At 60.4% G+C, this 23,140-nt stretch carries 18 protein-coding genes, 2 tRNA genes and 1 pseudogene; 14 read left to right on the top strand and 7 right to left on the bottom strand.

Going from position 1 to position 23,140, the window contains the following annotated elements; all coding sequences use genetic code 11:
- Nucleotides 1-393: 393 nt before the first annotated feature.
- Nucleotides 394-867 carry a Dps family protein gene (locus tag AC1MEK_RS07510; RefSeq protein WP_480395622.1) on the bottom strand — a complete coding sequence of 158 codons (474 nt, stop codon included), beginning with the start codon at nucleotides 865-867 and terminating at the stop codon, nucleotides 394-396.
- Between the two features lie 467 nt (nucleotides 868-1,334).
- On the opposite strand from AC1MEK_RS07510, the pseudogene AC1MEK_RS07505 reads away from it, so the two are divergent.
- Together AC1MEK_RS07505 and AC1MEK_RS07500 are read left to right on the top strand one after the other, a co-directional pair.
- Nucleotides 1,335-1,658: pseudogene (locus AC1MEK_RS07505) on the top strand (cold shock domain-containing protein membrane protein); the annotation flags it as partial.
- A 48-nt stretch (nucleotides 1,659-1,706) separates the two neighbouring features.
- Nucleotides 1,707-1,940 carry a cold shock domain-containing protein gene (locus tag AC1MEK_RS07500; RefSeq protein ID WP_480395672.1) on the top strand — a complete coding sequence of 78 codons (234 nt, stop codon included), beginning with the start codon at nucleotides 1,707-1,709 and terminating at the stop codon, nucleotides 1,938-1,940.
- Between the two features lie 51 nt (nucleotides 1,941-1,991).
- On the opposite strand, the gene AC1MEK_RS07495 is transcribed toward AC1MEK_RS07500, so the two are convergent.
- A complete protein-coding gene (locus tag AC1MEK_RS07495; protein ID WP_480395621.1) occupies nucleotides 1,992-2,198 on the bottom strand; it encodes a SlyX family protein in 207 nt (68 codons plus the stop codon).
- A gap of 2 nt (nucleotides 2,199-2,200) precedes the next feature.
- Nucleotides 2,201-2,626: an HIT family protein gene (locus AC1MEK_RS07490; protein WP_480395620.1), complete on the bottom strand. Its 426-nt coding sequence runs from the start codon at nucleotides 2,624-2,626 to the stop codon at nucleotides 2,201-2,203.
- A gap of 983 nt (nucleotides 2,627-3,609) precedes the next feature.
- Here AC1MEK_RS07490 and AC1MEK_RS07485 point away from each other — a divergent pair.
- From AC1MEK_RS07485 to AC1MEK_RS07475, 3 genes are all read left to right on the top strand, one after another.
- Nucleotides 3,610-4,932 carry an OprD family porin gene (locus tag AC1MEK_RS07485; protein ID WP_480395619.1) on the top strand — a complete coding sequence of 441 codons (1,323 nt, stop codon included), beginning with the start codon at nucleotides 3,610-3,612 and terminating at the stop codon, nucleotides 4,930-4,932.
- 172 nt (nucleotides 4,933-5,104) lie between these two features.
- Nucleotides 5,105-6,820 carry a proline--tRNA ligase gene (locus tag AC1MEK_RS07480; protein ID WP_480395618.1) on the top strand — a complete coding sequence of 572 codons (1,716 nt, stop codon included), beginning with the start codon at nucleotides 5,105-5,107 and terminating at the stop codon, nucleotides 6,818-6,820.
- Between the two features lie 95 nt (nucleotides 6,821-6,915).
- Nucleotides 6,916-7,866, top strand: coding sequence for a hypothetical protein (locus AC1MEK_RS07475; RefSeq protein WP_480395617.1), 951 nt, complete (start codon nucleotides 6,916-6,918; stop codon nucleotides 7,864-7,866).
- A gap of 6 nt (nucleotides 7,867-7,872) precedes the next feature.
- Here the strand turns inward: AC1MEK_RS07475 and dinB are convergent, their stop codons facing one another.
- Nucleotides 7,873-8,931 carry a DNA polymerase IV gene (gene dinB / locus AC1MEK_RS07470; protein ID WP_480395616.1) on the bottom strand — a complete coding sequence of 353 codons (1,059 nt, stop codon included), beginning with the start codon at nucleotides 8,929-8,931 and terminating at the stop codon, nucleotides 7,873-7,875.
- 240 nt (nucleotides 8,932-9,171) lie between these two features.
- Here dinB and AC1MEK_RS07465 point away from each other — a divergent pair.
- From AC1MEK_RS07465 to AC1MEK_RS07450, 4 genes are all read left to right on the top strand, one after another.
- A tRNA-Met gene (locus AC1MEK_RS07465) sits at nucleotides 9,172-9,248 on the top strand.
- Between the two features lie 254 nt (nucleotides 9,249-9,502).
- A tRNA-Met gene (locus AC1MEK_RS07460) sits at nucleotides 9,503-9,579 on the top strand.
- Between the two features lie 333 nt (nucleotides 9,580-9,912).
- The gene (gene mprF, locus AC1MEK_RS07455) at nucleotides 9,913-12,555 is read left to right on the top strand and encodes a bifunctional lysylphosphatidylglycerol flippase/synthetase MprF (RefSeq protein ID WP_480395615.1); all 2,643 of its coding nucleotides are present in this window, start codon (nucleotides 9,913-9,915) and stop codon (nucleotides 12,553-12,555) included.
- Nucleotides 12,555-13,856: a virulence factor family protein gene (locus AC1MEK_RS07450; RefSeq protein WP_480395614.1), complete on the top strand. Its 1,302-nt coding sequence runs from the start codon at nucleotides 12,555-12,557 to the stop codon at nucleotides 13,854-13,856. Before mprF ends, AC1MEK_RS07450 begins: the two co-directional genes overlap by 1 nt.
- An 830-nt stretch (nucleotides 13,857-14,686) precedes the next feature.
- On the opposite strand, the gene AC1MEK_RS07445 is transcribed toward AC1MEK_RS07450, so the two are convergent.
- Nucleotides 14,687-16,585, bottom strand: a complete 1,899-nt coding sequence (locus tag AC1MEK_RS07445; RefSeq protein ID WP_480395613.1) for a potassium transporter Kup — start codon at nucleotides 16,583-16,585, stop codon at nucleotides 14,687-14,689.
- A 271-nt stretch (nucleotides 16,586-16,856) separates the two neighbouring features.
- Here AC1MEK_RS07445 and rimO point away from each other — a divergent pair, with 271 nt between their 5' ends.
- Nucleotides 16,857-18,194 carry a 30S ribosomal protein S12 methylthiotransferase RimO gene (gene rimO, locus AC1MEK_RS07440; RefSeq protein WP_480395612.1) on the top strand — a complete coding sequence of 446 codons (1,338 nt, stop codon included), beginning with the start codon at nucleotides 16,857-16,859 and terminating at the stop codon, nucleotides 18,192-18,194.
- A gap of 164 nt (nucleotides 18,195-18,358) precedes the next feature.
- The gene (locus tag AC1MEK_RS07435; protein ID WP_480395611.1) at nucleotides 18,359-18,814 is read left to right on the top strand and encodes a GNAT family N-acetyltransferase; all 456 of its coding nucleotides are present in this window, start codon (nucleotides 18,359-18,361) and stop codon (nucleotides 18,812-18,814) included.
- Nucleotides 18,815-18,962: 148 nt separating this feature from the next.
- Here the strand turns inward: AC1MEK_RS07435 and AC1MEK_RS07430 are convergent, their stop codons facing one another.
- Complete coding sequence (locus AC1MEK_RS07430; protein WP_480395610.1) at nucleotides 18,963-19,985, bottom strand: alpha/beta fold hydrolase; 1,023 nt, start codon at nucleotides 19,983-19,985, stop codon at nucleotides 18,963-18,965.
- Between the two features lie 162 nt (nucleotides 19,986-20,147).
- Between AC1MEK_RS07430 and AC1MEK_RS07425 the strand changes: the two genes are divergently transcribed.
- From AC1MEK_RS07425 to tsaA, 3 genes are all read left to right on the top strand, one after another.
- Complete coding sequence (locus AC1MEK_RS07425) at nucleotides 20,148-20,858, top strand: rRNA pseudouridine synthase (protein ID WP_480395609.1); 711 nt, start codon at nucleotides 20,148-20,150, stop codon at nucleotides 20,856-20,858.
- 66 nt (nucleotides 20,859-20,924) lie between these two features.
- Nucleotides 20,925-21,386, top strand: coding sequence for a YehS family protein (locus AC1MEK_RS07420; protein WP_480395608.1), 462 nt, complete (start codon nucleotides 20,925-20,927; stop codon nucleotides 21,384-21,386).
- Nucleotides 21,387-21,401: 15 nt separating this feature from the next.
- Nucleotides 21,402-22,106 (top strand): tRNA (N6-threonylcarbamoyladenosine(37)-N6)-methyltransferase TrmO, encoded by a 705-nt coding sequence (gene tsaA / locus AC1MEK_RS07415; protein WP_480395607.1) that lies wholly within the window; start codon nucleotides 21,402-21,404, stop codon nucleotides 22,104-22,106.
- Nucleotides 22,107-22,288: 182 nt separating this feature from the next.
- Here tsaA and fpr read toward each other — a convergent pair whose 3' ends face one another.
- On the bottom strand, nucleotides 22,289-23,068 hold the full coding sequence (gene fpr / locus AC1MEK_RS07410) for a ferredoxin-NADP reductase (protein WP_002554680.1): 780 nt from the start codon (nucleotides 23,066-23,068) through the stop codon (nucleotides 22,289-22,291).
- Nucleotides 23,069-23,140 lie beyond the last annotated feature (72 nt).

Here is a 23,140-nt window from a genome sequence, read left to right as displayed (position 1 = left end):
CAAGTTGCCGGAGCACGACAACTGAAACATTTGAAAATCAAATAAACAGCCCGTGTATCAAGCCCTATTCACCTGGGTGAAACCAGCAGAAACAGGGCGTTCAGGCCGTAGGAGAACACCTCAAATGCGGGACGAATTACGAGAGATGAGCGCGGAAAATGCTCAATCCAAAAACGGGTGGTAAATATGTATTTTTTATTAGCCTGGAACAGATAAAGAACTGCACCACGAACACGAAAGTTCCACCGTAATCACGTGAGGAAAATCGTTTCAGCCAAACAGATTACATCAAGAACTGGAAAAAGAAGGGGTTTGCAGGAAGCAAACAGCGCAGACTTTCACGGCACTCAGGCAAAGCCGAGTGGGCAGCAACGCTGCCACCCACTCACGCAATCACTTGCCTTCGAGCATCGCGCGCAGCATCCACGCGGTCTTTTCATGCACCTGCATGCGCTGGGTCAGCAGGTCGGCGGTCGGCTCGTCACTGACTTTGTCCAGCAACGGGAAGATGCCGCGAGCGGTGCGGGTCACTGCTTCCTGCCCCTGAACCAGCGAGCGGATCATGTCTTCGGCAGCAGGCACGCCTTCTTCTTCCTTGATTGAGGACAGACGGGCATACGTCGAATAGGTGCCCGGCGCCGGGAAGCCCAGCGCGCGGATACGCTCGGCGATCGAGTCGACCGCCAGCGCAAGCTCGGTGTACTGCTCTTCGAACATCAGGTGCAAGGTGCGAAACATCGGCCCGGTCACGTTCCAGTGGAAGTTGTGGGTTTTCAGGTACAGCACATAGGTATCTGCCAGCAGATGAGAAAGGCCGTCCACGATGGACTTGCGATCTTCTTCGCTGATACCGATATCGATTGCCATGTTTCGTCCTCTTTATATGATGATGTTTCTATTAATGATCGCCCAACACTCTAGCAAGCCGTAACCCGCCACGCAGCCATCCCTGCGTATGACACCCGCACCGCCCTGCGTCCGCCCCCCCCCCCGTGAACCAGAGCCCTCACGAGCATAATCACAGGCGCTCGAACAGACCATAACGCTTGTGCGATTGTAAAAATACGGCAGACAGCTCTGGGACAAGCCTTCTGACCCGGCTTGCGAAGATGTGACGAATTGCCATCATCGCCTTCGATCAACCGGGCTAAGCGCTTGATTTGAGTAGATCTCACCTTTGCTGTTAAATACGGTTGTGTGCTGTCGACAAGCCCTTTGGCTGTAGCGCACAGGCTGATTCAACGCTCGTGCATCACGCCTTCCTTTTGTTCTGAAGCGTACCGAACGTTGTCAGTTGTTTCCTTCTTGTTCCATCTTAAATGTGAGTCATCGAAATGTTGAAAATAGTCCACCTGCTAATGGGCGCAGCCGCCCTGCTGCTGTCATTCATACCCAGCCTGGGTAGCGACGCCTCGTCGTCCTACCTGTCCCAACCGAATGCGCTTTACCTGGCATTCATCGGCCTGATCAACCTGGCGTATGCGCCAGTCATTCCGTACTGGAACAAAGGGCCGCGTCATCAACTGCAAAATCTGGTCAGTGCGTTGCTGGTGCTGGCTGTCGTGCTGCAAGTGCTCACCCTCCTTGTCCCGCTGGAAGCCCTCGCCGGCCAACCGGCCGTGCTGGTCAGCCTGCTGGCGGTGGTGATCGCTGTCGCCGTGCACCTGGCCGTCAGCTTCTACAAGTCCTCTCCTTCGTCAGCCCCTGTGCAACACGAACCGGGTCAGCGCGATACGGGCACCGTGAAGTGGTTCAACACGTCCAAGGGCTTCGGCTTCATTTCCCGCGATTCGGGTGACGATATTTTCGTGCACTTTCGCGCCATTCGCGGCGAAGGCCATCGTGTACTGGTCGAAGGCCAGCGCGTAGAGTTCTCGGTGATGAATCGTGACAAGGGCCTGCAGGCCGAAGATGTGATCGCCGCGCTCCCGCGCCGCTGATCGCAAGCAAAAAAAACCGCGCCTGATGCGCGGTTTTTTATGGGTGCCACTTTAATAGTGCGGTGGCGGCGCTTCATCCTCGGAAATCCCGAACTGCCCCACGATTTCTTCCTGGCGCTTGATCAGTGCAGCAATCTGCAGTTGCAACAGCTCGACGCTGCGCTGCTGTGCGACCAGTACATCATTGAGCGCCTGAATGGTGTCGTCCTGGAACGCCAGACGCGTTTCCAGCTCCATCACCCGATCATCCAGATTCATGCTCAGGCCTCCAGGAAGTTGAAATCGTCAGTAAGCACCGTCTTGAGTCGAGCAACGACCTCGGCGACCTGATCCTGAGCATACGGCACCGCAGGATGCTTGCCCCAGACCGGCGCAGGCCAGGCCGGATCACCCTTGTGGCGAACGATGACATGCATATGCAACTGGCTGACGACGTTGCCCAGGGCGGCGACGTTCATTTTATCCGCCTGAAACAGTTGCCCAAGCACTTTGGACAGCAGGTTCGTCTCTCTCCACAACTGTGCCTGATCCGCCTCGGACAATTGGAAGACCTCGCTGATATCCGCCCTGCGCGGAACCAGGATAAACCATGGATACTGCGAGTCATTGGACAGTAACAGCCGGCACAAAGGAAAGTCGCCTACTGGCAAAGTGTCATTTAACAAACGCTGATCCAAAACGAACACGCATTAACTCCTGATCGCGGGGTTAAGTTTTCGACGCTTCACGCTCGCCAAAAAACTCTTTGATTAGGCCGAGCAGGATACTCGGGAATACAACGGGAATCACGTCCAGCCTTCATTTTGCGCACAGTTTGCGCAACAGCTGTTGAATCTGGAGCAGCAGCACGCCTGCATTCGAGCCCCGGATGCTCGCACTGACATGACGCAGCGCCATGACCACCCAAGAAGATGAAAATACATCTCATTAACTGAGTTTTACCAATAACATCAATGAGTTGATCTCACTGCTATCGACGTCCAGCAGCATGTCATAGCGGCGTGCCATTTTTTGTCAGTAATGGCCGTGCCATTTTCAAGCGGTGACAGAGGCAAATGCACCAAAACGACTCACTCCCGTGACGCTTGCTACAACACCTATCCGCCTTTTACTCACTCGCCGACGGTAACAGGTAACGCCAGTGACATTTTTGAGCGGTAACCTGATTTTAAACAGCGCTTAACGGCTTTTTTTCTTGAATTTTTTTACCTTTAAAATCAATAGCTTGCATTGCAAACCAGAAGTCAGCCGACACATTTCCACATTTTTTTCAGATTCCCGGGAACTTTGTGCACGGTTGTTGCTTTGTCACACACAGGGTCGAAAAGCGCGGATCTGTGGTCTACGCTGCGACCGATAAGAAAAAATGGCGAGCAAGCTCCTGGGGGCGTTCGGGTTGACAGGGTTCTCATCACTGCGGGTGCGGGCCCTGGCTATCGAAAAGTACTGCGGTAGTTGTACGTCTGATGGATATGGAGCTGTTCAATTACGACCTGGACAGAGCAAATTGCGACAGGGCCGTAAAGAAATCGAAAGGATGGGTGCGTAACTATCGCCAATAATGTCAGCGTGCTATAAGTTTCGCCGACACCAAAAAGAAAGAAGCCGGCCAGATAAAAAAACAGGTGGACGGCAGTACTCTTCTTAAAACCAAAGGAGCAAAGTCACGATGAGAGTGATGAAGTGGAGCGCAATCGCACTGGCAGTAACTGCAGCCAGTACCCAATTGGCATCGGCTGCGGCATTCGTAAGCGATCAGTCCGAAGCAACTGGTTTTGTTGAAGGCAGCAAGCTGGATCTGAAAGCTCGCAACTACTATTACAACCGTGACAAGAAAGCCGGTGCAGTCGACGATAAAGACTGGACCCAGGGCTTCTGGGGTGTGTTCAGCTCCGGCTACACCCAAGGTCTCATCGGTGTGGGTGTCGATGCATTCGGTTACGCCGGCTTCAAGCTCGACGGTTCCGACAAGTACTCAGGTTCCGGCAACCTGGTCACCGACAGCCAGGGCCGCAACGAAGACAGCTTCGGCAAGGCCGGTGGTGCTGTTAAGTTCCGCGTTTCGAAAACCGAACTGAAAATCGGCGACATGCAGCCACAGAACCCTGTGTTCGCAGTCGGCGGTTCCCGTCTGTTGCCACAAACCGCAACCGGCGTGACCTTGCAGAGCAGCGAGATCAAAGGTCTGGACCTGGAAGCAGGTCGCTTCACTTCCGGCACCAGCCAGGACGAAACCAACCGTGACGGTGACATCTGGGCTACCTACGCTGGCGTGACCTCCAAATCCTCCACCTATGGCGGCGGCAAGTACTCCATCACTGACGATCTGGGCGTAGGTTTCTACTACAACAAGCTCGAAGACGTGTGGAACCAGTACTACGGCAACGTGAACTACACCCTGCCACTGGGCGGCGACCAGTCGTTGGCATTCGACGTCAACTACTACAACACTCAGGACACCGGCAGCAAGAAAGCGGGCGACATCAGCAACAACACCTACTCGCTGTCGGCTGCTTACTCGTTCCTGGCCGCACACACCCTGACCCTGGCTTTCCAGAAGGTCAACGGTGACACGCCATTCGACTACATCGGTATCGGCGACAACAACCGCGGTGGCGACTCGATCTTCCTGGCCAACTCCATCCAGTACTCTGACTTCAACGGTCCTGGCGAGAAATCCTGGCAGGCTCGCTACGACCTGAACATGGCTCCGTATGGCGTTCCTGGTCTGAGCTTCATGACCCGTTACATCAGCGGTACCGACATCGACGGCACCCACACTCCATCGAACAGCACCTACACCGGTCTGTACGGTGCTGACGGCAGCCACCACGAGACCAACCTTGAAGCCAAATACGTCGTCCAGACCGGTCCTGCAAAAGACCTGTCGTTCCGTATTCGTCAAGCCTGGCACCGTGCCAACACCGATCAGGGCGAAGGCGATGTCAACGAGTTCCGTCTGATCGTCGACTACCCGATTTCGGTTCTGTAATCGCGCTGTCTAACACTCGTTACTGAAAAGCCCGGCCTTGTGCCGGGCTTTTTCATGCCTGCAATATCCGAAATCCGACAGACTGTAGCGCCCGCCCGCCCTGTACTCGACCGTATCACCCCCGTACAATGCCAGGTCATTTCCCAGTCATAGCAACCGACAACGGCCGACCATGCGTACCAGTCAATATTTGCTTGCCACCCAAAAAGAAACGCCAAACGATGCGGTCGTGATCAGCCATCAGCTGATGCTGCGTGCCGGCATGATCCGCAAACTCGCGTCGGGCCTCTACACCTGGCTGCCGATGGGCCTGCGCGTATTGCGCAAGGTCGAGAACGTCGTGCGCGAGGAAATGGACGCGGCCGGCGCGCTGGAAGTCTTGATGCCCGGCATTCAGCCGGCCGAGCTGTGGCAGGAATCGGGCCGCTGGGAACAGTACGGGCCTGAACTGCTGCGCCTGAAGGATCGCCACGATCGCGACTTCTGCGCAGGCCCGACCCACGAAGAGGTCATCACGGATCTCGCCCGTAACGAGTTGAGCAGCTATAAACAGCTGCCGATCAACATGTACCAGATCCAGACCAAGTTCCGTGACGAGATCCGTCCACGCTTCGGTCTGATGCGCGGCCGTGAGTTCATCATGAAGGACGCCTACTCCTTCCATGCGACCCAGGATTCCTTGCAGGAAACCTACGACCGCATGCACCAGGCGTACTGCAACGTCTTCACCCGCCTGGGCCTGAACTTCCGCCCTGTGGTCGCGGACAACGGTTCGATCGGTGGCGCCGGCTCCCACGAGTTCCACGTACTGGCCGCCTCGGGCGAGGACGATATCGTGTTCAGCGATACTTCCGACTACGCCGCCAACATCGAGAAGGCCGAAGCCGTTCCACGGGAAAAATCCCGCGCCGCGGCGACCGAAGAGCTGCGCCTGGTCGACACCCCTGACGCCAAGACCATCGCCGCGCTGGTCGAGCAGTTCGGCCTGGCCATCGAGAAAACCGTCAAGACGCTGGTGGTGCACGCTGCCGAAGAAGGCAAGCTGATCGCGCTGATCATTCGTGGCGACCACGAGCTCAACGAAATCAAGGCCTCCAACCATCCGCTGGTGGCCAGCCCACTGGTCATGGCCAGCGAAGCCGAACTGCGTGCCGCCATTGGCGCTGGCGCAGGCTCCCTGGGCCCGCTGAACCTGCCGCTGCCTTGCATCATCGACCGCTCCGTCGAGCTGATGAGCGACTTCGGCATCGGCGCCAACATCGATGACAAGCACTACTTCGGCGTCAACTGGGAGCGTGACCTGCCAGTGCCTGAAGTGGCTGACCTGCGCAACGTTGTCGAAGGCGACCCAAGCCCGGACGGCCAGGGTACCGTGGTGATCAAGCGCGGCATCGAGGTCGGTCACATCTTCCAGTTGGGCACCAAGTACAGCGACGCGATGAAGTGCCAGGTGCTGGGCGAGAACGGCAAGCCGGTCACCCTGACCATGGGTTGCTACGGCATTGGCGTTTCCCGCGTGGTGGCGGCGGCCATCGAGCAGAACTACGACGACAACGGCATCATCTGGAGCGACGCCCTGGCGCCGTTCCAGATCGCCCTGGTACCGCTGCGTTACGAGACCGACGCCGTGCGCGAGGCCACCGACAAACTGTACGCAGAGCTGACTGCCGCCGGTTTCGACGTGCTGCTGGACGACCGTGACAAGAAGACCAGCCCGGGCATCAAGTTCGCGGACATGGAACTGATCGGCATCCCGCACCGCATCGTGGTCAGTGACCGCGGCCTGGCTGAAGGCACCCTGGAATACAAGAGCCGCACCGAGAGCGAGGCCCAGGCCTTGCCAGTGGCCGATGTAGTGTCCTTCATCAAGGGCCGGATCAAGCGCTGAGTCGAGGGTGCGCCCGCCACACGCAGGCGCACCTTCACTTTGATCGCAGTCCGGCTTGCCCAGGCGAGTCCGCCAAACCTGCAAACAGAGATCTCATGTCAAAGCGAAGTCCCCTCGCAGGCGCCGTGTTGTGCGGCACGCTGCTCGTCAGCGGTTGCGCCAACCATCTGTCTCAACGCAGCGAGCACGAAGAACGCGTCGAGCGCAAATTGCTCGATCACAGTTTCCAGATCGACGTCGGCGAGCCCAAGACGCTCGAATTGCCGCAACGTCGTGTCCGTATCCACGAGCTGAAGACATTCGACATCACCGAATTCGAAGTCACTCGTCACTACGACCGCTATACCCCCTATCAACCCTGGCGCGAGATCTACGAGATCCCGCTGGGTGCCGTGGCCATCGTCGCCGGTGTCGGCGCCAACGTGGTCAATGTGCTGACCTTTGGCAGCCTGCCCGACAGCGTGACCAAGGACTGGCTCAGCTACGGCATCGCCGGCATCAACCCGTTCATGAACGCCCCGTCCCACGGCCGGGCGCAACAGAATCTGGCGAGCATCGATGAAGTGCAGCGCGACCATCGCGTCGAGCACACCAGCCTGCCGTGGAGCGAAAGCCCGGTGCAGGTCAAGGCCGGCAAGGACACCAACGAGCTAAACACCGACCGCAATGGCGTGCTGCGCCTCAACCTGCTGGACAGCCCGTTTGCCGAGCAGGACCTGAGCCACATCACCCAGCTGAACATCAAGGTCGAGGACGAACAGACCAACGTGCAGGCCAGCACCAGCCTGCCACTGAGCAAGTCCTTGCGCGGCAAGCTGATCGAAGCACACGACCTGATCTACGACGACCTGGAAGACGACGAGGTCAGCCAGTGGGTGCACCGGGTCAAGCGCCTGTCGGAACTGGGCCTGGAAGAAGAAGCCAGTGACCTGGAGCAGTCGCTGATCGAAATGACCCGCAACGATCCACAGCTGCAGCACGAGTTTCTGCGCGCGCTGGCCAAGGATGCAGGTCGACTGGTGGCGGTTCCCGTCGGCAGCGAATGACGCCCGTCAGTTGAACAATTGAAGCTGTTCGTGTGCGGCGTGCAGGTCATGCAGCCGCACACCAATCCCCAAAAGCCGCACCGGCTTGCTGCCCCGTGCGAACGCCTGCGTCAGCAGCTGCTCGTAACTTTCCAGATCCCGCCCTGCCCCGGCCTGCTCCAGCGTGGTCTGGGTGAAATCATGAAACTTCACTTTCACGAACGGCTTGCCTGGCCGGTACAGGGTATCGATTCGCGCAATACGGCCGTTGAGGCTTTCCAGCAGCTCGGGCAACCGCGCCAGGCAACTGGCCAGATCCGGCAAATCCGTGTCGTAGGTATTCTCGACACTCACCGATTGGCGACGGCTGTCGTTCTGCACCGGACGTTCGTCGATGCCATGGGCCAGGTTCCACAGCCGCTCGCCGAACGAGCCAAACTCGCGCGCCAGCGCCAACTTGCTCCAGCTTCGCAGGTCCAGACAACTGAGAATCCCCAGCCGACCGAGCTTGTCGGCCGTCACCTTGCCCACGCCGTGCAGCTTGGACACCGGCAGCTCCGCCACAAAATCCTCGACCTGATCCGGGGTGACCACGAACAGCCCGTTGGGCTTGCGCCAGTCGCTGGCGATCTTGGCCAGAAACTTGTTCGGCGCAACACCGGCCGACACCGTGATGTGCAACTGATTGGAGACTCGCCGACGAATATCCTGGGCGATGCGCGTGGCACTGCCGGAAAAGTGCTCGCACTCGGAAACATCCAGGTAGGCCTCATCCAGCGACAACGGCTCGATCAGGTCGGTGTAATCGCGAAAGATGGTATGGATTTCCTTCGACGCTTCCTTATAAGCGTCCATGCGCGGCTTGACGATGGTCAGGTCCGGGCACAGCGACAGCGCATGGCGCGACGACATCGCCGAACGCACGCCATAAGCCCGGGCCTCGTAATTGCAGGTCGCGATGACCCCACGCCGCTCCGCCGAACCGCCCACCGCCAGCGGCTTGCCGGCCAGGCGCGGATCGTCGCGCATTTCGATGGCGGCATAGAAGCAATCACAGTCGATGTGGATGATTTTGCGCTGCGGCATGACGACGGTCGTAGGATTGGGGTTGCGCAGTATCTCACCCGGGCCTGCGTCTGACACGCTCCAAGTCATTTCGGCCACACGCCTTCCCAAGGTCGCTGACTGCCTTGTCAGCCCCGTCCTACGGGCCCTGCGCGTTGACCGGCACTGACATCAGGCGCTAACCATTTGAAGAAAAAGCAGTTTTTTCAGGCGTTCTGCTTGACACCCGAGAATTGGTCTGTAGAATGCCGCCACATCAGACGCGGGATGGAGCAGCCTGGTAGCTCGTCGGGCTCATAACCCGAAGGTCGTCGGTTCAAATCCGGCTCCCGCAACCAGATATCGAAAAAGGCCACTTGAAAAAGTGGCCTTTTTTATGCGCGTTTTTTACCCCTCCCCGCTTCACGCCTCCTTCATACGCCTGAAACATTCGCCCTTGATGATGGCCATCTGCTGAACGCTGGCTGTTGTGATAAAAGCCTTGTCCGACCGTCACTTAGCCGTTTCACCCGATTGACTGTGGTTAATTTGTCGCACCTTCGCATTAAAGGTTGACACGCTGGCGTTCGGCTGTAGAATGCCGCCTCACAGACGCGGGATGGAGCAGCCTGGTAGCTCGTCGGGCTCATAACCCGAAGGTCGTCGGTTCAAATCCGGCTCCCGCAACCAAACGTCTGAAAAAGGCTACTCGAAAGAGTGGCCTTTTTTTTGCCCTGACGAAAGTCACCGAATGACAGAGATAAACCCTTGTCACATTTCATTGTCGAAATCGCCGGGCCCTGACGTAGCTTGTTACCCTGTGTTACCGGGCACGACAGTTTTTTGCCCTCGTGCCGATACGCTCGCCAGTAACTGAACCTAGACTGAACAGTCACCGAGACGTAACTGCCGTATTCGCCCGTTAGACGTTGAAGCGCTAACATCCTGAATTATTTTTTGCGTAGGGATTGGTAACTTGGCTGTATACCCCCATCCTGTCGCGCACGATCCAAGGAGTGATTGATGCGCGCCAACCCATCCGACACCAACGAAGCAGCTCCAGAGAATCCTCCGGTTTCCCCTGCCCGACCGCGCCTGCGCGAGCTGGTGAGCAAATATCGTCAGCCCATCGGCGTAGCGGTCACCATTCTGCTGTTCGCCCTGGCATTGATCGCCTGTCGTCACATGCTCATGGAGCTGGACATTTACGCCCTGCAGGATTCCCTGCTCAGCGTGCCTCTGCCTTCGCTGGGCGGCGCCGTGCTGGCGACGATCATCGGCTTCACCATTCTCTTGGGCTACGAATGGTCGGCGAGCAAATACGCCAACGTGGACCTGCCGCCCAAGTCTTTGGTCATGGGCGGTTTCTGCGCGTTCGCCATCGGCAACGCCGTGGGCCTGTCGATGCTGTCTGGCGGCTCGGTCCGCTATCGCCTGTATTCCCGGCTTGGGCTGGGGGCTGGCGAAGTCGCCCACATGACTCTGTTTGCCAGCCTGTCGCTGGGCTGCGCATTGCCGCCGCTGGCGGCGCTGGCCACTCTGAGTGACCTGCCCGCCGCGTCCCTGGCTCTGCACTTGTCGGTACCGGTGCTTGCCACAGTGGCTGTCGCAGTACTGGCCCTGAGCCTGATTCTGGGTATCGCGGTCTATCGCCGTCGCCTGCCGGAACAGACCATCCCGCACAATCTGCTGGTCCGTGCCGGACGTCGCACCCTGCGTCTGCCAGGCCTGCGCCTGACCCTGATGCAACTGGTGATCACCGCACTGGACGTCGCCGCCGCAGCCGCCGTGCTGTACCTGCTGCTGCCGTCGGCGCCGCCGTTCGGTGCGTTCCTGCTGGTTTACCTGCTGGCCCTGGCCGCCGGCGTGCTCAGCCACGTACCGGGCGGGGTCGGGGTATTCGAAGCGATTCTGCTGACCGCCTTTGCCGACGAACTGGGCGCTGCACCGTTGGCCGCCGCGCTGCTGTTGTATCGCCTGATCTACGTGCTGCTGCCGTTGCTGATCGCCTGTCTGGTGCTGCTGTTCAGCGAAGCCAAGCGCCTGCTGTTCGCCCGCCAGGCCATTCGCGTGGCCTCCGGGCTGGGCGCGCCGATCCTGGCGCTGCTGGTGTTTCTGTCCGGTGTGGTGCTGCTGTTTTCCGGTGCGACCCCGGAGATCGACACGCGCCTGGAGAGCCTGGGCTTTCTGATCCCGCATCGCCTGATCGATGCATCGCACTTCGGCGCCAGCCTGATCGGCGTGTTGTGCCTGCTGCTGGCTCAGGGCCTGCGTCGTCGCCTGTCTGCCGCCTGGATGCTGACCACGATTCTGCTGTTCGCAGGCTCCATCCTGTCGATCCTCAAGGGTTTCGACTGGGAAGAAGCCAGCCTGCTGCTGCTCACGGCCTGTCTGCTGGCGATCTTCCGCCGCTCGTTCTATCGCCCGAGCCGCCTGTTCGAACTGCCGTTCTCGCCGCTGTATCTGGTGGCCAGCATCTGCGTGCTCGGCGCCTCGTTCTGGCTGCTGCTGTTCGCCTATCAGGACGTGCCGTACAGCCATCAGCTGTGGTGGCAATTCACCCTGGACGCCGACGCCCCCCGCGGCCTGCGCTCGGCGCTGGGCAGTGCGGTGCTGCTGGTGATCGTCTCGCTGACCTGGCTGCTGCGCACCGCGCGCCCACAGATCGACCTGCCGGACGAAGCGCAACTGGCCAAGGCCGCCGAAATCATCAAGGCGTCCAACCAGCCCGATGGCGGCCTGGTGCTGACCGGCGACAAGGCCGTGCTGCTGCACCCGGAGGGCAACGCCTTCCTGATGTATGCCCACCGCGGCCGCAGCCTGGTGGCGCTGTACGACCCTATCGGCCCGACCCAGCAGCGCGCCGAGCTGATCTGGCAATTCCGCGACCTGTGCGACGTGCACCACGCCCGTCCGGTGTTCTATCAGGTCCGCGCCGAGAACCTGCCGTTCTACATGGACATTGGCCTGACCGCCATCAAGCTGGGCGAGGAAGCGCGGGTCGACCTGCTCAAGTTCGACATCGACGCCAAGGGCAAGGAAATGAAAGACCTGCGCTACACCTGGAACCGAGGTGGTCGCGACGGTCTGTCGCTGGAAATCTACGAAGTCGGCCAGGCGCCGATGGACGAGCTGAAAGTGATTTCCGATGCCTGGCTCACCGGCAAGAACGTGCGCGAGAAAGGTTTCTCCCTGGGCCGTTTCAGCCTCGACTACCTCAAGCATTTCCGCATCGCCATCGTGCACTTTCAGGGCAAGCCGGTTGCGTTCTCCAACCTGCTGGAAACCTCGCGCAACGATCTGGCGAGCCTCGATCTGATGCGCTCGCACCCCGATGCGCCGAAGCTGACCATGGAATTCATGATGGTCGGCCTGATCCTGCATTACAAAAAGGAAGGCTACACCCGCTTCAGCCTGGGCATGGTGCCGTTGTCGGGCCTGCAGCCACGGCGTGGCGCCCCGCTGACCCAGCGTCTGGGTTCGATGGTGTTCACCCGCGGCGAACAGCTCTACAACTTCCAGGGCCTGCGCCGCTTCAAAGACAAATTCCAGCCTGACTGGGAACCTCGTTATATGGCCGTGCCCGCCGGACTCGATCCGCTGGTGGCACTGGCAGACACCGCCGCCCTGATCGCGGGCGGCCTGACTGGATTGGTGAAACGCTGATGATTCAACGCTACTGGCGCTTTTTGCTTGCTGCCCTGGTGATTTTGGTCGTTGCACTGGGTTTCTGGCTGTGGAACCGCCCTGCCGCCCAACCGACCCTGGAACGCTTTACGCTGGACGACGGCTCGGCGCTGATTCGCGCCACCCCGTCGACCAAGGTCAAGACCCATGTGGCCCTGGCCGTGACCACCGAAGATGCGCTGACCGAGAAACAGGTCCTGGCCCTGAGCTATGACGCCTCGGCCCAGATGATTCAGGTCGTACTGCCAAAAGACGACTGCCAACTGCAGGACAAGACCTTCAAGGCCGCCCTGCAGAAGCTCGACGGCACGCCGGACGTGGTTGCCGGCATCAGTGCCGGCGGCTCGGTGGCGTGGGACTGGCTGGCCAATCAGACCAACGACAAGGCCCAGGCGATTTCGGTCAACTTCGTCCTCAATCAGCCTGACTGCAAGGTCCCGGCGCCGAAGGCCGCCGCCCATGGCAAGTGGACCGTGGCCTGGAACGATGGCCCGGATGACGAGACCGCCGTGTTCGTTCGTGACACGCCCAATGCCGAAACCAAAATCAGCGACTACGACATCAAGTACCCGCAGATCCTCAACACCGAAGTCCGCCATCTGCTGATCGCCGACGATGCCAGCGGCGGCCTGAACATCCCGGTGGTTGAAGTGCCATCGAGCCAGCCTTCGGACACCGTTACCCTGTTCCTCTCCGGCGATGGCGGCTGGCGCGACCTGGACAAGGACGTGGCAGGCGACATGGCCAAGTCCGGCGGCTACCCGGTGGTCGGCATCGACACCCTGCGCTACTACTGGGAGCACAAATCCCCCGAGCAGACCGCCACCGACCTGAGCGAGCTGATGGCGCACTACCGGCAGAAATGGGGTGCCAAGCACTTCGTCCTCGCCGGCTACTCGTTCGGCGCCGACGTGCTGCCAGCGGTCTACAACCGCCTACCGGAAGAAGACAAGGCGCGCGTGGACGGCATCATCCTGCTGGCCTTCGCCCGTAGCGGCAGCTTCGAGATCGCCGTGGAAGGCTGGCTCGGCGCCTCAGGCAAGGAAGCGGCCACCGGCCCGGAAATGGCCAAGCTGCCGGGTGACAAGGTGTTCTGCGTCTACGGCGTGGAAGAAAAGGACGAAAGCGGCTGCACCGAAGCCACCGCCCCCGGCCAGAAACAACAGCTGCCCGGCGGCCACCACTTCGACGAAGACTACCCCGCTCTGGCCAAACGCCTGATCGCGGTCATCGACAAGTGGAAAGGCAAGGAAGCAGCGGAGTCGGCCAGCGCCGAGTAAAACGGCCTGCACAAAAAAATCCCCGCACTCTCACGACTGCGGGGATTTTTATGGGGTCAAGATCAAGAGCGTTCTTCCTAACGTCAGATCTGTTTCGACTTCGTCGAGTTACTTGAAGGGACCAAGTAACCAAGTCCTTCTGCTCCTGGTTTGGCCCGACTTCGTCGGGTTCCCTCCCTCCGGCGATGCTCCGTGGGCCCGGCGCGAATGGGCCATCCATGGCCCCGCGCCTCGCGCGGCATCCTGCCGCTTGACCCACTCCACATCGCCTGCGTTCGGCCTGCACCCAAGTCGCGATTTGTGGTGTCTGAGCCATCGCGCATGAAGATCAACATCAAAATCACGAGCAAACCTCGACCGTAGCAGTCCGGCTTGCCGGCGTTCTGCCGCGAAGCGGCAGCAGATCCTGCGCACGCGGTTTACCTGACACGGCCAAGTCGCCTGATTTTACTGCCGCTTCGCAGCAGAACGCCGGCAAGCCGGACTGCTACGGTCGAGGTTCCTCATGATGTTGCCGTTGCCGTTGCCGTTGCTTTTGATCTTCGTACGCCAAGCTTGCAAGCGCCACAAAACGCGACTTGGGTGCAGGCCGAACGCAGGTCTCGTGGAGTGGGCCGAGCGGCATGGATGCCGCGAGAGCCGCATCGCGCCATGGATGGCGCGTTTGCGGCGGGCCCACGGAACGAGACCGGAGTGAGGGAACCTCGACGAAGGAGAGGCCCAACCAGGAGCAAGGACACTTGGTTACTTGGTGTCTTTTCAAGTAACTCGACGAAGTCGAAACAGATCTGACGTTAGGAAGAACGCTCTTGATCTTGCCCCTGAGTCAATTACATCTCCACCTGCGTCCCCAGCTCGATCACCCGGTTATACGGCAGCTTGAAGAAGCGCAGGTTGCCGTTGGCGTTCTTCAACATGAACGCGAACAGGCCTTCGCGCCAGCGGGCCATGCCGGCCAGTTTGGTGGAGACCACAGTCTCGCGGCTGAGGAAATAGGTGGTGCGCATCGGGCTGAAGTCCAGGTCCGGCAGATGGCACAGTTTCAAGGCCGCCGGGACGTCCGGCTCGTCGATGAAGCCGAAGTGCAGGATCACCCGGAAGAAGCCCTCGCCATAGGCCTCGACTTCAAAACGCTGGCTGGCTGGCACCCGCGGCGCGTCCTCATAGACCACCGTCAGCAGCACCACCTGCTCGTGCAGCACCTGGTTGTGCAGCAGGTTATGCAACAGCGCGTGGGGGACGGCATCCGGGCGTGCGGTCAGGAACACCGCCGTGCCTTGAACGCGATGGGGCGGCTGTACGCTGATGCTGCTGATGAAGATCGGCAATGGCAGGCCGCCTTCGTCGATGCGCTCGACCAGCAGCTGTTTGCCTCGCTTCCAGGTGGTCATCAGGATGAACAGGGCGATACCGGCCAGGAACGGGAACGCACCGCCCTGCACCACTTTCGGTACGTTGGCGGCGAAGAACATGCCGTCGACGAACAGGCAGCCGGCCAGAATCGGCACAGCGATGAAAGGCGGCCATTTCCACGCCAGCAGCATCACCGAGGCCACCAGAATGGTGGTGCACAACATCGTGCCGGTCACTGCCACGCCATAGGCCGACGCCAGTGCGCCGGAAGACTCGAAACCCAGCACCAGCAGGATCACGCCGACCATCAGCGTCCAGTTCACCGCGCCGATGTAGATCTGGCCCTGAGCGTCGCTTGAGGTGTGCTGGATGTACATGCGCGGGATATAACCGAGCTGGATCGCCTGCAGCGTCATGGAGAACGCACCGGAAATCACCGCCTGGGACGCGATAATGGTCGCCAGCGTGGAAAGGCCGATCAGCGGCAGCAGTGCCCAGCTCGGCGCCAGCAGGTAGAACGGGTTACGCACCGCTTCCGGGTTCTCGATCACCACGGCGCCCTGGCCAAAGTAATTGAGTACCAGCGCGGGCAGCACCAGACCGAACCAGGCGCGGGAAATCGGCTTGCGGCCGAAGTGGCCCATGTCGGCGTACAGCGCCTCGGCGCCGGTCAGCGCCAGCACCACGGCGCCCAGTATCGCCACGCCCATGCCAGGGTGATCGATGAAGAAGCGCAGCGCCCAGATCGGGTTGACCGCGTTGAGCACTTCAGGCTGCTGGACGATCCCGTGGATGCCCAGTACGCCCAGGGTCACGAACCAGAGCACCATGATCGGGCCGAACATCACGCCGATCCGCGCCGTGCCGTGACGCTGGATCAGAAACAGCGCCACCAGCACGATCAGCGCGATCGGCACCACCCAGTGCTCCAGGCCGTCGAACGCCAGCTCCATGCCTTCGACCGCCGAGAGCACCGAGATCGCCGGGGTGATCATGCTGTCGCCGTAGAACAGCGCAGCGCCGAACAGACCGAAGACGATCATGGTCGCCTGCAATTTCGGGTACCTGGCAGACGCTCGCCGGGCCAGCGCCGTAAGCGCCATGATCCCGCCCTCGCCGTCGTTGTCGGCGCGCAGCACCAACGCCATGTACTTGAACGACACGACCCAGACCAGCGCCCAGAAAATCAGCGACAGGATCCCCAATACCGCATCGTGACCGACCTGCACGCCGTAACCGCCGACAAACACTTCCTTGATGGTATACAGCGGGCTGGTGCCGATATCGCCGTATGCCACCCCGACCGCCCCCACCAGCAAACTCAAGGGTTTGACTGATGAATGATCGCCATCGGCCTGACTGGTTGCGTGACCCATTAACTACTCCTGAAACCCTGTCTCGAATGCTGCGATGCGCAGCCTTGGGATGGACCCGCCGCGCACCGGTAAATTCCGATGTTCCCGGCACGCGAGGGCTGCCGGGTTCAACGCCGCGAAGCATAGCGCAGCACTCGTCGTAATTCTCGGTTTAACGCTGGTCAATCGCCTCGCTCATCGCTAGAATTGCGCACTTTTTGATCAGAGGCGCCTCAAGCGCCCAGTCAATGCCTCGGCCACACGCCCAGGCATATCCAAGCCGAGGTTAGTCATGTCCACCGTTACCACGCCAGCCGCCCCCAAGGTCGGCTTTGTCAGCCTTGGATGCCCGAAGGCGCTCGTCGATTCGGAGCGCATCCTCACTCAGCTGCGCATGGAAGGCTATCAGGTCGTGCCGACCTATGAAGACGCCGATGTGGTGGTGGTCAACACCTGCGGCTTCATCGACAGCGCCAAGGCCGAATCGCTGGACACCATCGGTGAAGCCATCGCCGAAAACGGCAAGGTGATCGTCACCGGCTGCATGGGCGTGGACGAGAGCGTGATCCGCAACGTGCACCCCAGCGTACTGGCCGTCACCGGCCCGCAGCAGTACGAGCAGGTGGTCAACGCCGTGCACGATGCCGCGCCGCCGAAACTCGATCACAACCCGCTGATCGACCTGGTGCCGCCGCAAGGCATCAAGCTGACCCCGCGCCACTACGCGTACCTGAAGATTTCCGAAGGCTGCAACCACAGCTGCAGCTTCTGCATCATCCCGTCCATGCGCGGCAAGCTGGTCAGCCGGCCGGTGGGCGATGTGCTGGACGAGGCCCAGCGTCTGGTCAAGGCCGGCGTCAAGGAGCTGCTGGTGATCTCCCAGGACACCAGCGCCTACGGCGTGGACGTCAAATACCGCACCGGTTTCTGGAACGGTCAACCGGTCAAGACGCGCATGACCGAACTCTGCGTGGCCCTGAGCTCGCTGGGCGTGTGGGTGCGCATGCACTACGTCTACCCGTACCCGCACGTCGACGAAATCATCCCGCTGATGGCCGAAGGCAAGATCCTGCCGTACCTAGACATCCCGTTCCAGCACGCCAGCCCTAAAGTGCTGAAGCTGATGAAACGCCCGGCGTTCGAAGACAAGACCCTGGCACGCATCAAGAAATGGCGCGAGCAGTGCCCTGACCTGATCATCCGCTCGACCTTCATCGTCGGCTTCCCGGGCGAAACCGAAGAAGACTTCCAGTACCTGCTGGACTGGCTGACCGAAGCGCAGCTGGACCGCGTCGGCTGCTTCCAGTACTCGCCGGTCGAAGGCGCACCTGCCAACCTGCTGGACGCGCCGATCGTGCCGGACGACGTCAAGCAGGAGCGTTGGGACCGCTTCATGGCTCATCAACAGGCCATCAGCGCCGCGCGCCTGCAGATGAAGATCGGCAAGGAAATCGAAGTGCTGATCGACGAAGTGGACGAGCAAGGCTGCGTCGGCCGCTCGTTCTTCGATGCGCCGGAAATCGACGGCAACGTGTTCATCGAAACCGACCGCGACCTCAAGCCGGGCGACAAGATCCTTTGCCGCGTGGTCGATGCCGATGAGTACGACCTGTGGGCCGAGCCGGTCTAAAAGCTTCGCGAGCAAGCTCGCTCCCACAGGCTGTCTGTTTTCTGCTCTTCGCGAGCCAGATAAACCGTGTTTGCTGCCAACCCCGCCCTTGAAACGGCGGGGTTTGTTTTTTCTGGCTATCGTCTCCAGATAGGGACAATCAGAAGAACAGGAGACGCGGCGACATGACCCACCACTCGGTCATCTACCTGCCCAAGAAGTACGACTACGCCGAACTGACCCGGGTCTGGGAAGCGTCAGTGCGGGCGACCCATGACTTTCTGCCGGAAAACTACATCACGCTGCTGCGCAACCTGCTGGAAACCCAGTATCTGGACGCCGTGAACCTGTTCTGCACCCGCGACTCGCGCCTGCACATCACAGGCTTCGGCGGCACCACGCCGGGCAAGCTGGAAATGCTGTTCATCGCCCCCGACTACCGCGGCATGGGGCTGGGCAAGAAGCTGCTCAACTACGCCATCGACAACTACCGAGTGACTGAGCTGGACGTCAACGAGCAGAACCCGCAGGCGCTGGGGTTCTATGAAAAGCAGGGCTTCGAGATTGCCGGGCGATCGGAGGTGGACGGCCTGGGCAGGCCGTATCCGATGTTGCGGATGCGGTTGAAACAGCAACGATAGCCAGCAGATACATCAGATCGCGCGGGATGAATTGGGACCTGTGGGAGCCGGCTTGCTGGCGAATGCGGTGCGTCATTCAACATTGCAGTGTCTGACCTGACGCATTCGCCAGCAAGCCGGCTCCCACAGGGACGTTACGAGCCTGCGATCAGCGCTTCAGGCTATCCAGAAGCACCTTGTTGAACTGCTGCGGATCCTGAATCTGCGGCGCGTGGCCCAACCCTGCGAACTCGACCAGTGTCGCCTGCGGGATCCGCTTGGCCACCGCCTTGCCCAGCTCCGGATAATTGCCCAGGGTCTTGCGCAGTTCCTCGGGCGCTGCGTCCTTGGCAATCGCCGTGTTGTCTTTCTGCCCGATGAACAGCACGGTCGGCATCGTCAGTTTCTCGAAGTCGTAGAACACTGGCTGGTTGAAGATCATCTGGTAGGTCTGCGCCGAGGCCCGCGCCACCTCTTCCTTGCCCTTGCCGTTGAACATGCCGGCCTGCATGTCGACCCAGTGATCGAACTCCGGCCGCCACTGGTTGGCGTAGTAGGTCGACTCTTGATACTTGCGAATGCTCTGGGCGCTGGTTTTCAGCTCGCGCGCGTACCAGTCGTCGAATCTGCGGTCCGGCACGCCCTTGGCTTTCCAGTCTTCAAGACCGATGGGGTTGACCAGCAGCAGCTGATCCACCTGCTGCGGGTACATCAGCGCAAAACGCGTCGCCAGCATGCCGCCCATGGAATGCCCGACCACGGTGACGTGATCGATGCCCAGGCTGTCCAGCAGCGCTCGGGTGTTCTGCGCCAGTTGCTCGAACGAGTACTTGTAGTCCGCAGGCTTGCTGGAGCGGCAGAAGCCGATCTGGTCCGGCGCCACCACCCGGTAGCCAGCCGCAGTCAGCGCCTTGATGCTGCCTTCCCAGGTCGCGCCGCAGAAGTTCTTGCCGTGCAGCATCACCACGCTGCGGCCGTTCGGTGTAACGGTGGGCTTGATGTCCATGTAGCCCATCTGCACCTGCGCGCCCTGGGATTGGAAGCTGAAATTCTGTGCCGGATACGGGTAAGCGAAACCCTCCAGTTGCGGGCCGTAGGACGGTGTCTGCGCGGCCATCAAAGGCAGGCTCGCTCCCATCAACGCAGGCATCAGCAAGGCAGGCATCAGCACGGCGGGTAGCCATTTGGTCATGAAAACGCTCCAGACAAAGTGGGAATTGAGAGCAGAGTTGAGCCGCCCCCGGAAAATTCCCTCGAATGGAGTCTTATTCAGCCTGCATTTTCAATGTTGCCGCGATTAACGGTGCTTGCACGGGTACAATAGGCGTCTTTCCCTTCTGTTACGGCTTTTCTCATGACTGACCCCATTCGCCTCTCCAAACGCCTCATCGAGCTGACCGGCTGCTCACGCCGCGAAGCCGAGCTGTTCATCGAGGGCGGCTGGGTCACCGTGGACGGCGTGGTCATCGACGAGCCGCAATTCAAGGTCGGCGCTCAAGCCGTGGTGCTGAGCCCCGAAGCCCGCTCGGACAAGCCCGACGCGGTCACCCTGTTGCTTAACGTCCCGGCGGGCTTAAGCCCCGAGCAAGCGCTGCAGTTGATCAACCCCGCTTCCCTGTCGGCCGAACACAGCCTGGGCAAGCGCCCGCTCAAAGGCCATTTCCTGCGCCAAGAAGCGATCTCCAGCCTGCAGGCCAACGCCAGCGGCCTGATGATCTTCAGCCAGGACTGGCGAACCCTGCGCAAGCTCAAGGACGACCGCAGCAAGATCGAACAGGAATACGTGGTAGAGGTCGACGGTGAAATGGCGCCCCACGGCCTCAACCGCCTGAACCACGGCCTGATGTACAAGGGCAATGAACTGCCCAAGGTCAAGGCCAGCTGGCAGAACGAGACCCGCCTGCGCTTCGCCATGAAGAACCCGCAGCCGGGGATCATCGCCCAGCTCTGCCAGGCGGTCGGGCTCAAGGTGGTGTCGATCCGGCGGATTCGCGTCGGCGGCGTCTCCATCGGCAAGGTGCCCGAAGGCCAGTGGCGCTACCTGAGCGACAAGGAAAAGTTCTAAGCCTCTTTTCGGCGCAGCGCATCCAGCGCGCTCGCCCCTGCACGATTTGATCAGGAAACACGCATCATGATGAACAACGACGTACTGCGCAGCATTCGCTACATGCTCGATATCCACGAAACCAAGGTGGTGGAGATCATCAAGCTTGGCGGTCTGGACGTCACCAAGGCACAGATCGCCGCCTACCTCAAAAAGGATGAAGAAGAAGGCTTCGAGCCCTGCCCCGACCAGGTCATGGCCTACTTCCTCGACGGCCTGGTGTTCTTCAAGCGCGGCAAGGACGAAAGCCGTCCGCAGCTGCCGGTCGAGCTGCCGGTGACCAACAACACCGTGCTCAAGAAGCTGCGCGTGGCCTTCGAGCTGAAAGAAGACGACATGCACGACATCCTCAAGGCCGCCGACTTCCCGGTTTCCAAGCCCGAGCTCAGTGCACTGTTCCGCAAGGCCGGCCACAACAACTACCGCCCGTGCGGCGATCAACTGCTGCGCAATTTCCTGCGCGGGCTGACTGCGCGCATTCGCGGTTAAGCGCCCGGCCTGCCAATGACCACCGCTTACAGCGTCTCGCCCATCGGTTTCGTGCGCTCCTGTTTCAAGGAGAAATTCGCCATCCCGCGCCAGCCACAACTGGCGCCTGCCGCCCGCGGCGTGCTGGAACTGGTCGCGCCGTTCGATCAGGGCGAAGCAGTACAAGGGCTGGAGCAGGTCAGCCACGTCTGGCTTCTGTTCCTGTTTCACCAGGCGCTGGAAGACAAACCGCGGCTCAAGGTTCGCCCTCCTCGCCTCGGCGGCAACCAGTCCATGGGCGTGTTCGCCACCCGCGCAACGCATCGCCCCAACGGCATCGGCCAGTCGGTGGTGAAGCTGGAAAAGGTCGAGGCTGGTCGGTTGTGGCTTTCCGGCATCGACCTGCTGGACGGCACGCCGGTGCTAGACGTGAAACCCTACGTGCCTTACGCCGACAGCATCTCTGACGCCAGCAACCGCATGGCTGCGGCTGCGCCGGAGTTGATTGCGGTGCAATGGGACGACGCCGCGCTTGCGCTGGGCCGTGAGCACGGCTTGCGCCTGGGTGAGCCGCTGATCGAGCTGATCGAGCAGTGCCTGGCCCAGGACCCTCGCCCGGCCTATCAGGTGCCTGCGCCGGAACGCCGCTACGGCGCGCAGTTCTGGGATGTCGACGTGCGCTGGCATTACCCGCAGCCTGGGTTGATCACCGTTCTTGAAGTCGCCCGCACCTCGAACTGACGACACCAATCCCGCCCACAAAAAAACCGCCTGGTCCGTGACCTCCAGGCGGTTTTTTTCAGACCCCAGATTACTGGTGCCTGTACTGACTCGATCGCAGTCACACCGGTGCTCGTTCAAGCGCCGATCTGGCTGCGATGGGGTCCGATTCGAAACCTGCCCTTGAAGGCAGGCTGCAAGCCTTACTTCTCGACGAACGCGCGCTCGATCAGGTAGTCACCCGGCTCGCGCATGCGTGGCGAAACGGTCAGGCCGAAGCTGTTCAGCACTTCGCTGGTCTCGTCGAGCATGCTCGGGCTGCCGCACAGCATGGCGCGGTCGTCCTGCGGGTTGATCGGTGGCAGACCGATGTCGCTGAACAGCTTGCCGCTGCGCATCAGGTCGGTCAGGCGGCCTTCGTTCTCGAACGGCTCGCGGGTGACGGTCGGGTAGTAGATCAGCTTGTCGCGCAGCGCTTCGCCGAAGAATTCGTTCTGTGGCAGGTGCTCGGTGATGAACTCGCGGTAAGCGACTTCGTTCACGTAGCGTACACCGTGGCACAGGATGACCTTTTCGAAACGCTCGTAGGTTTCAGGGTCCTGAATCACGCTCATGAAAGGTGCCAAGCCAGTACCGGTGCTGAGCAGGTACAGGTGTTTGCCAGGTTTCAGGTCATCCAGAACCAGCGTGCCGGTAGGCTTCTTGCTGATGATGATCTCGTCGCCTTCCTTGAGGTGCTGCAGCTGCGAGGTCAGCGGGCCGTCCGGCACCTTGATGCTGAAGAACTCCAGGTGCTCTTCCCAGTTGGGGCTGGCGATCGAGTAGGCACGCATGAGCGGGCGCCCGTTTGGCTGCTGCAGGCCGATCATGACGAACTGACCGTTCTCGAAACGCAGGCCTGGATCACGGGTGCACTTGAAACTGAAGAGCGTGTCGTTCCAGTGATGGACGCTGAGGACACGCTCGTGGTTCATGTTGCTCATGGTACGTGGGAACTCCTGAAAATTTGCATGCGCCAGTCAAAGCGCCATTGCGCGATATTCTAGTGGCAGACA

Source organism: Pseudomonas sp. 2 (assembly GCF_056627435.1).
This window is presented reverse-complemented; position numbering and strand designations above follow the sequence as displayed.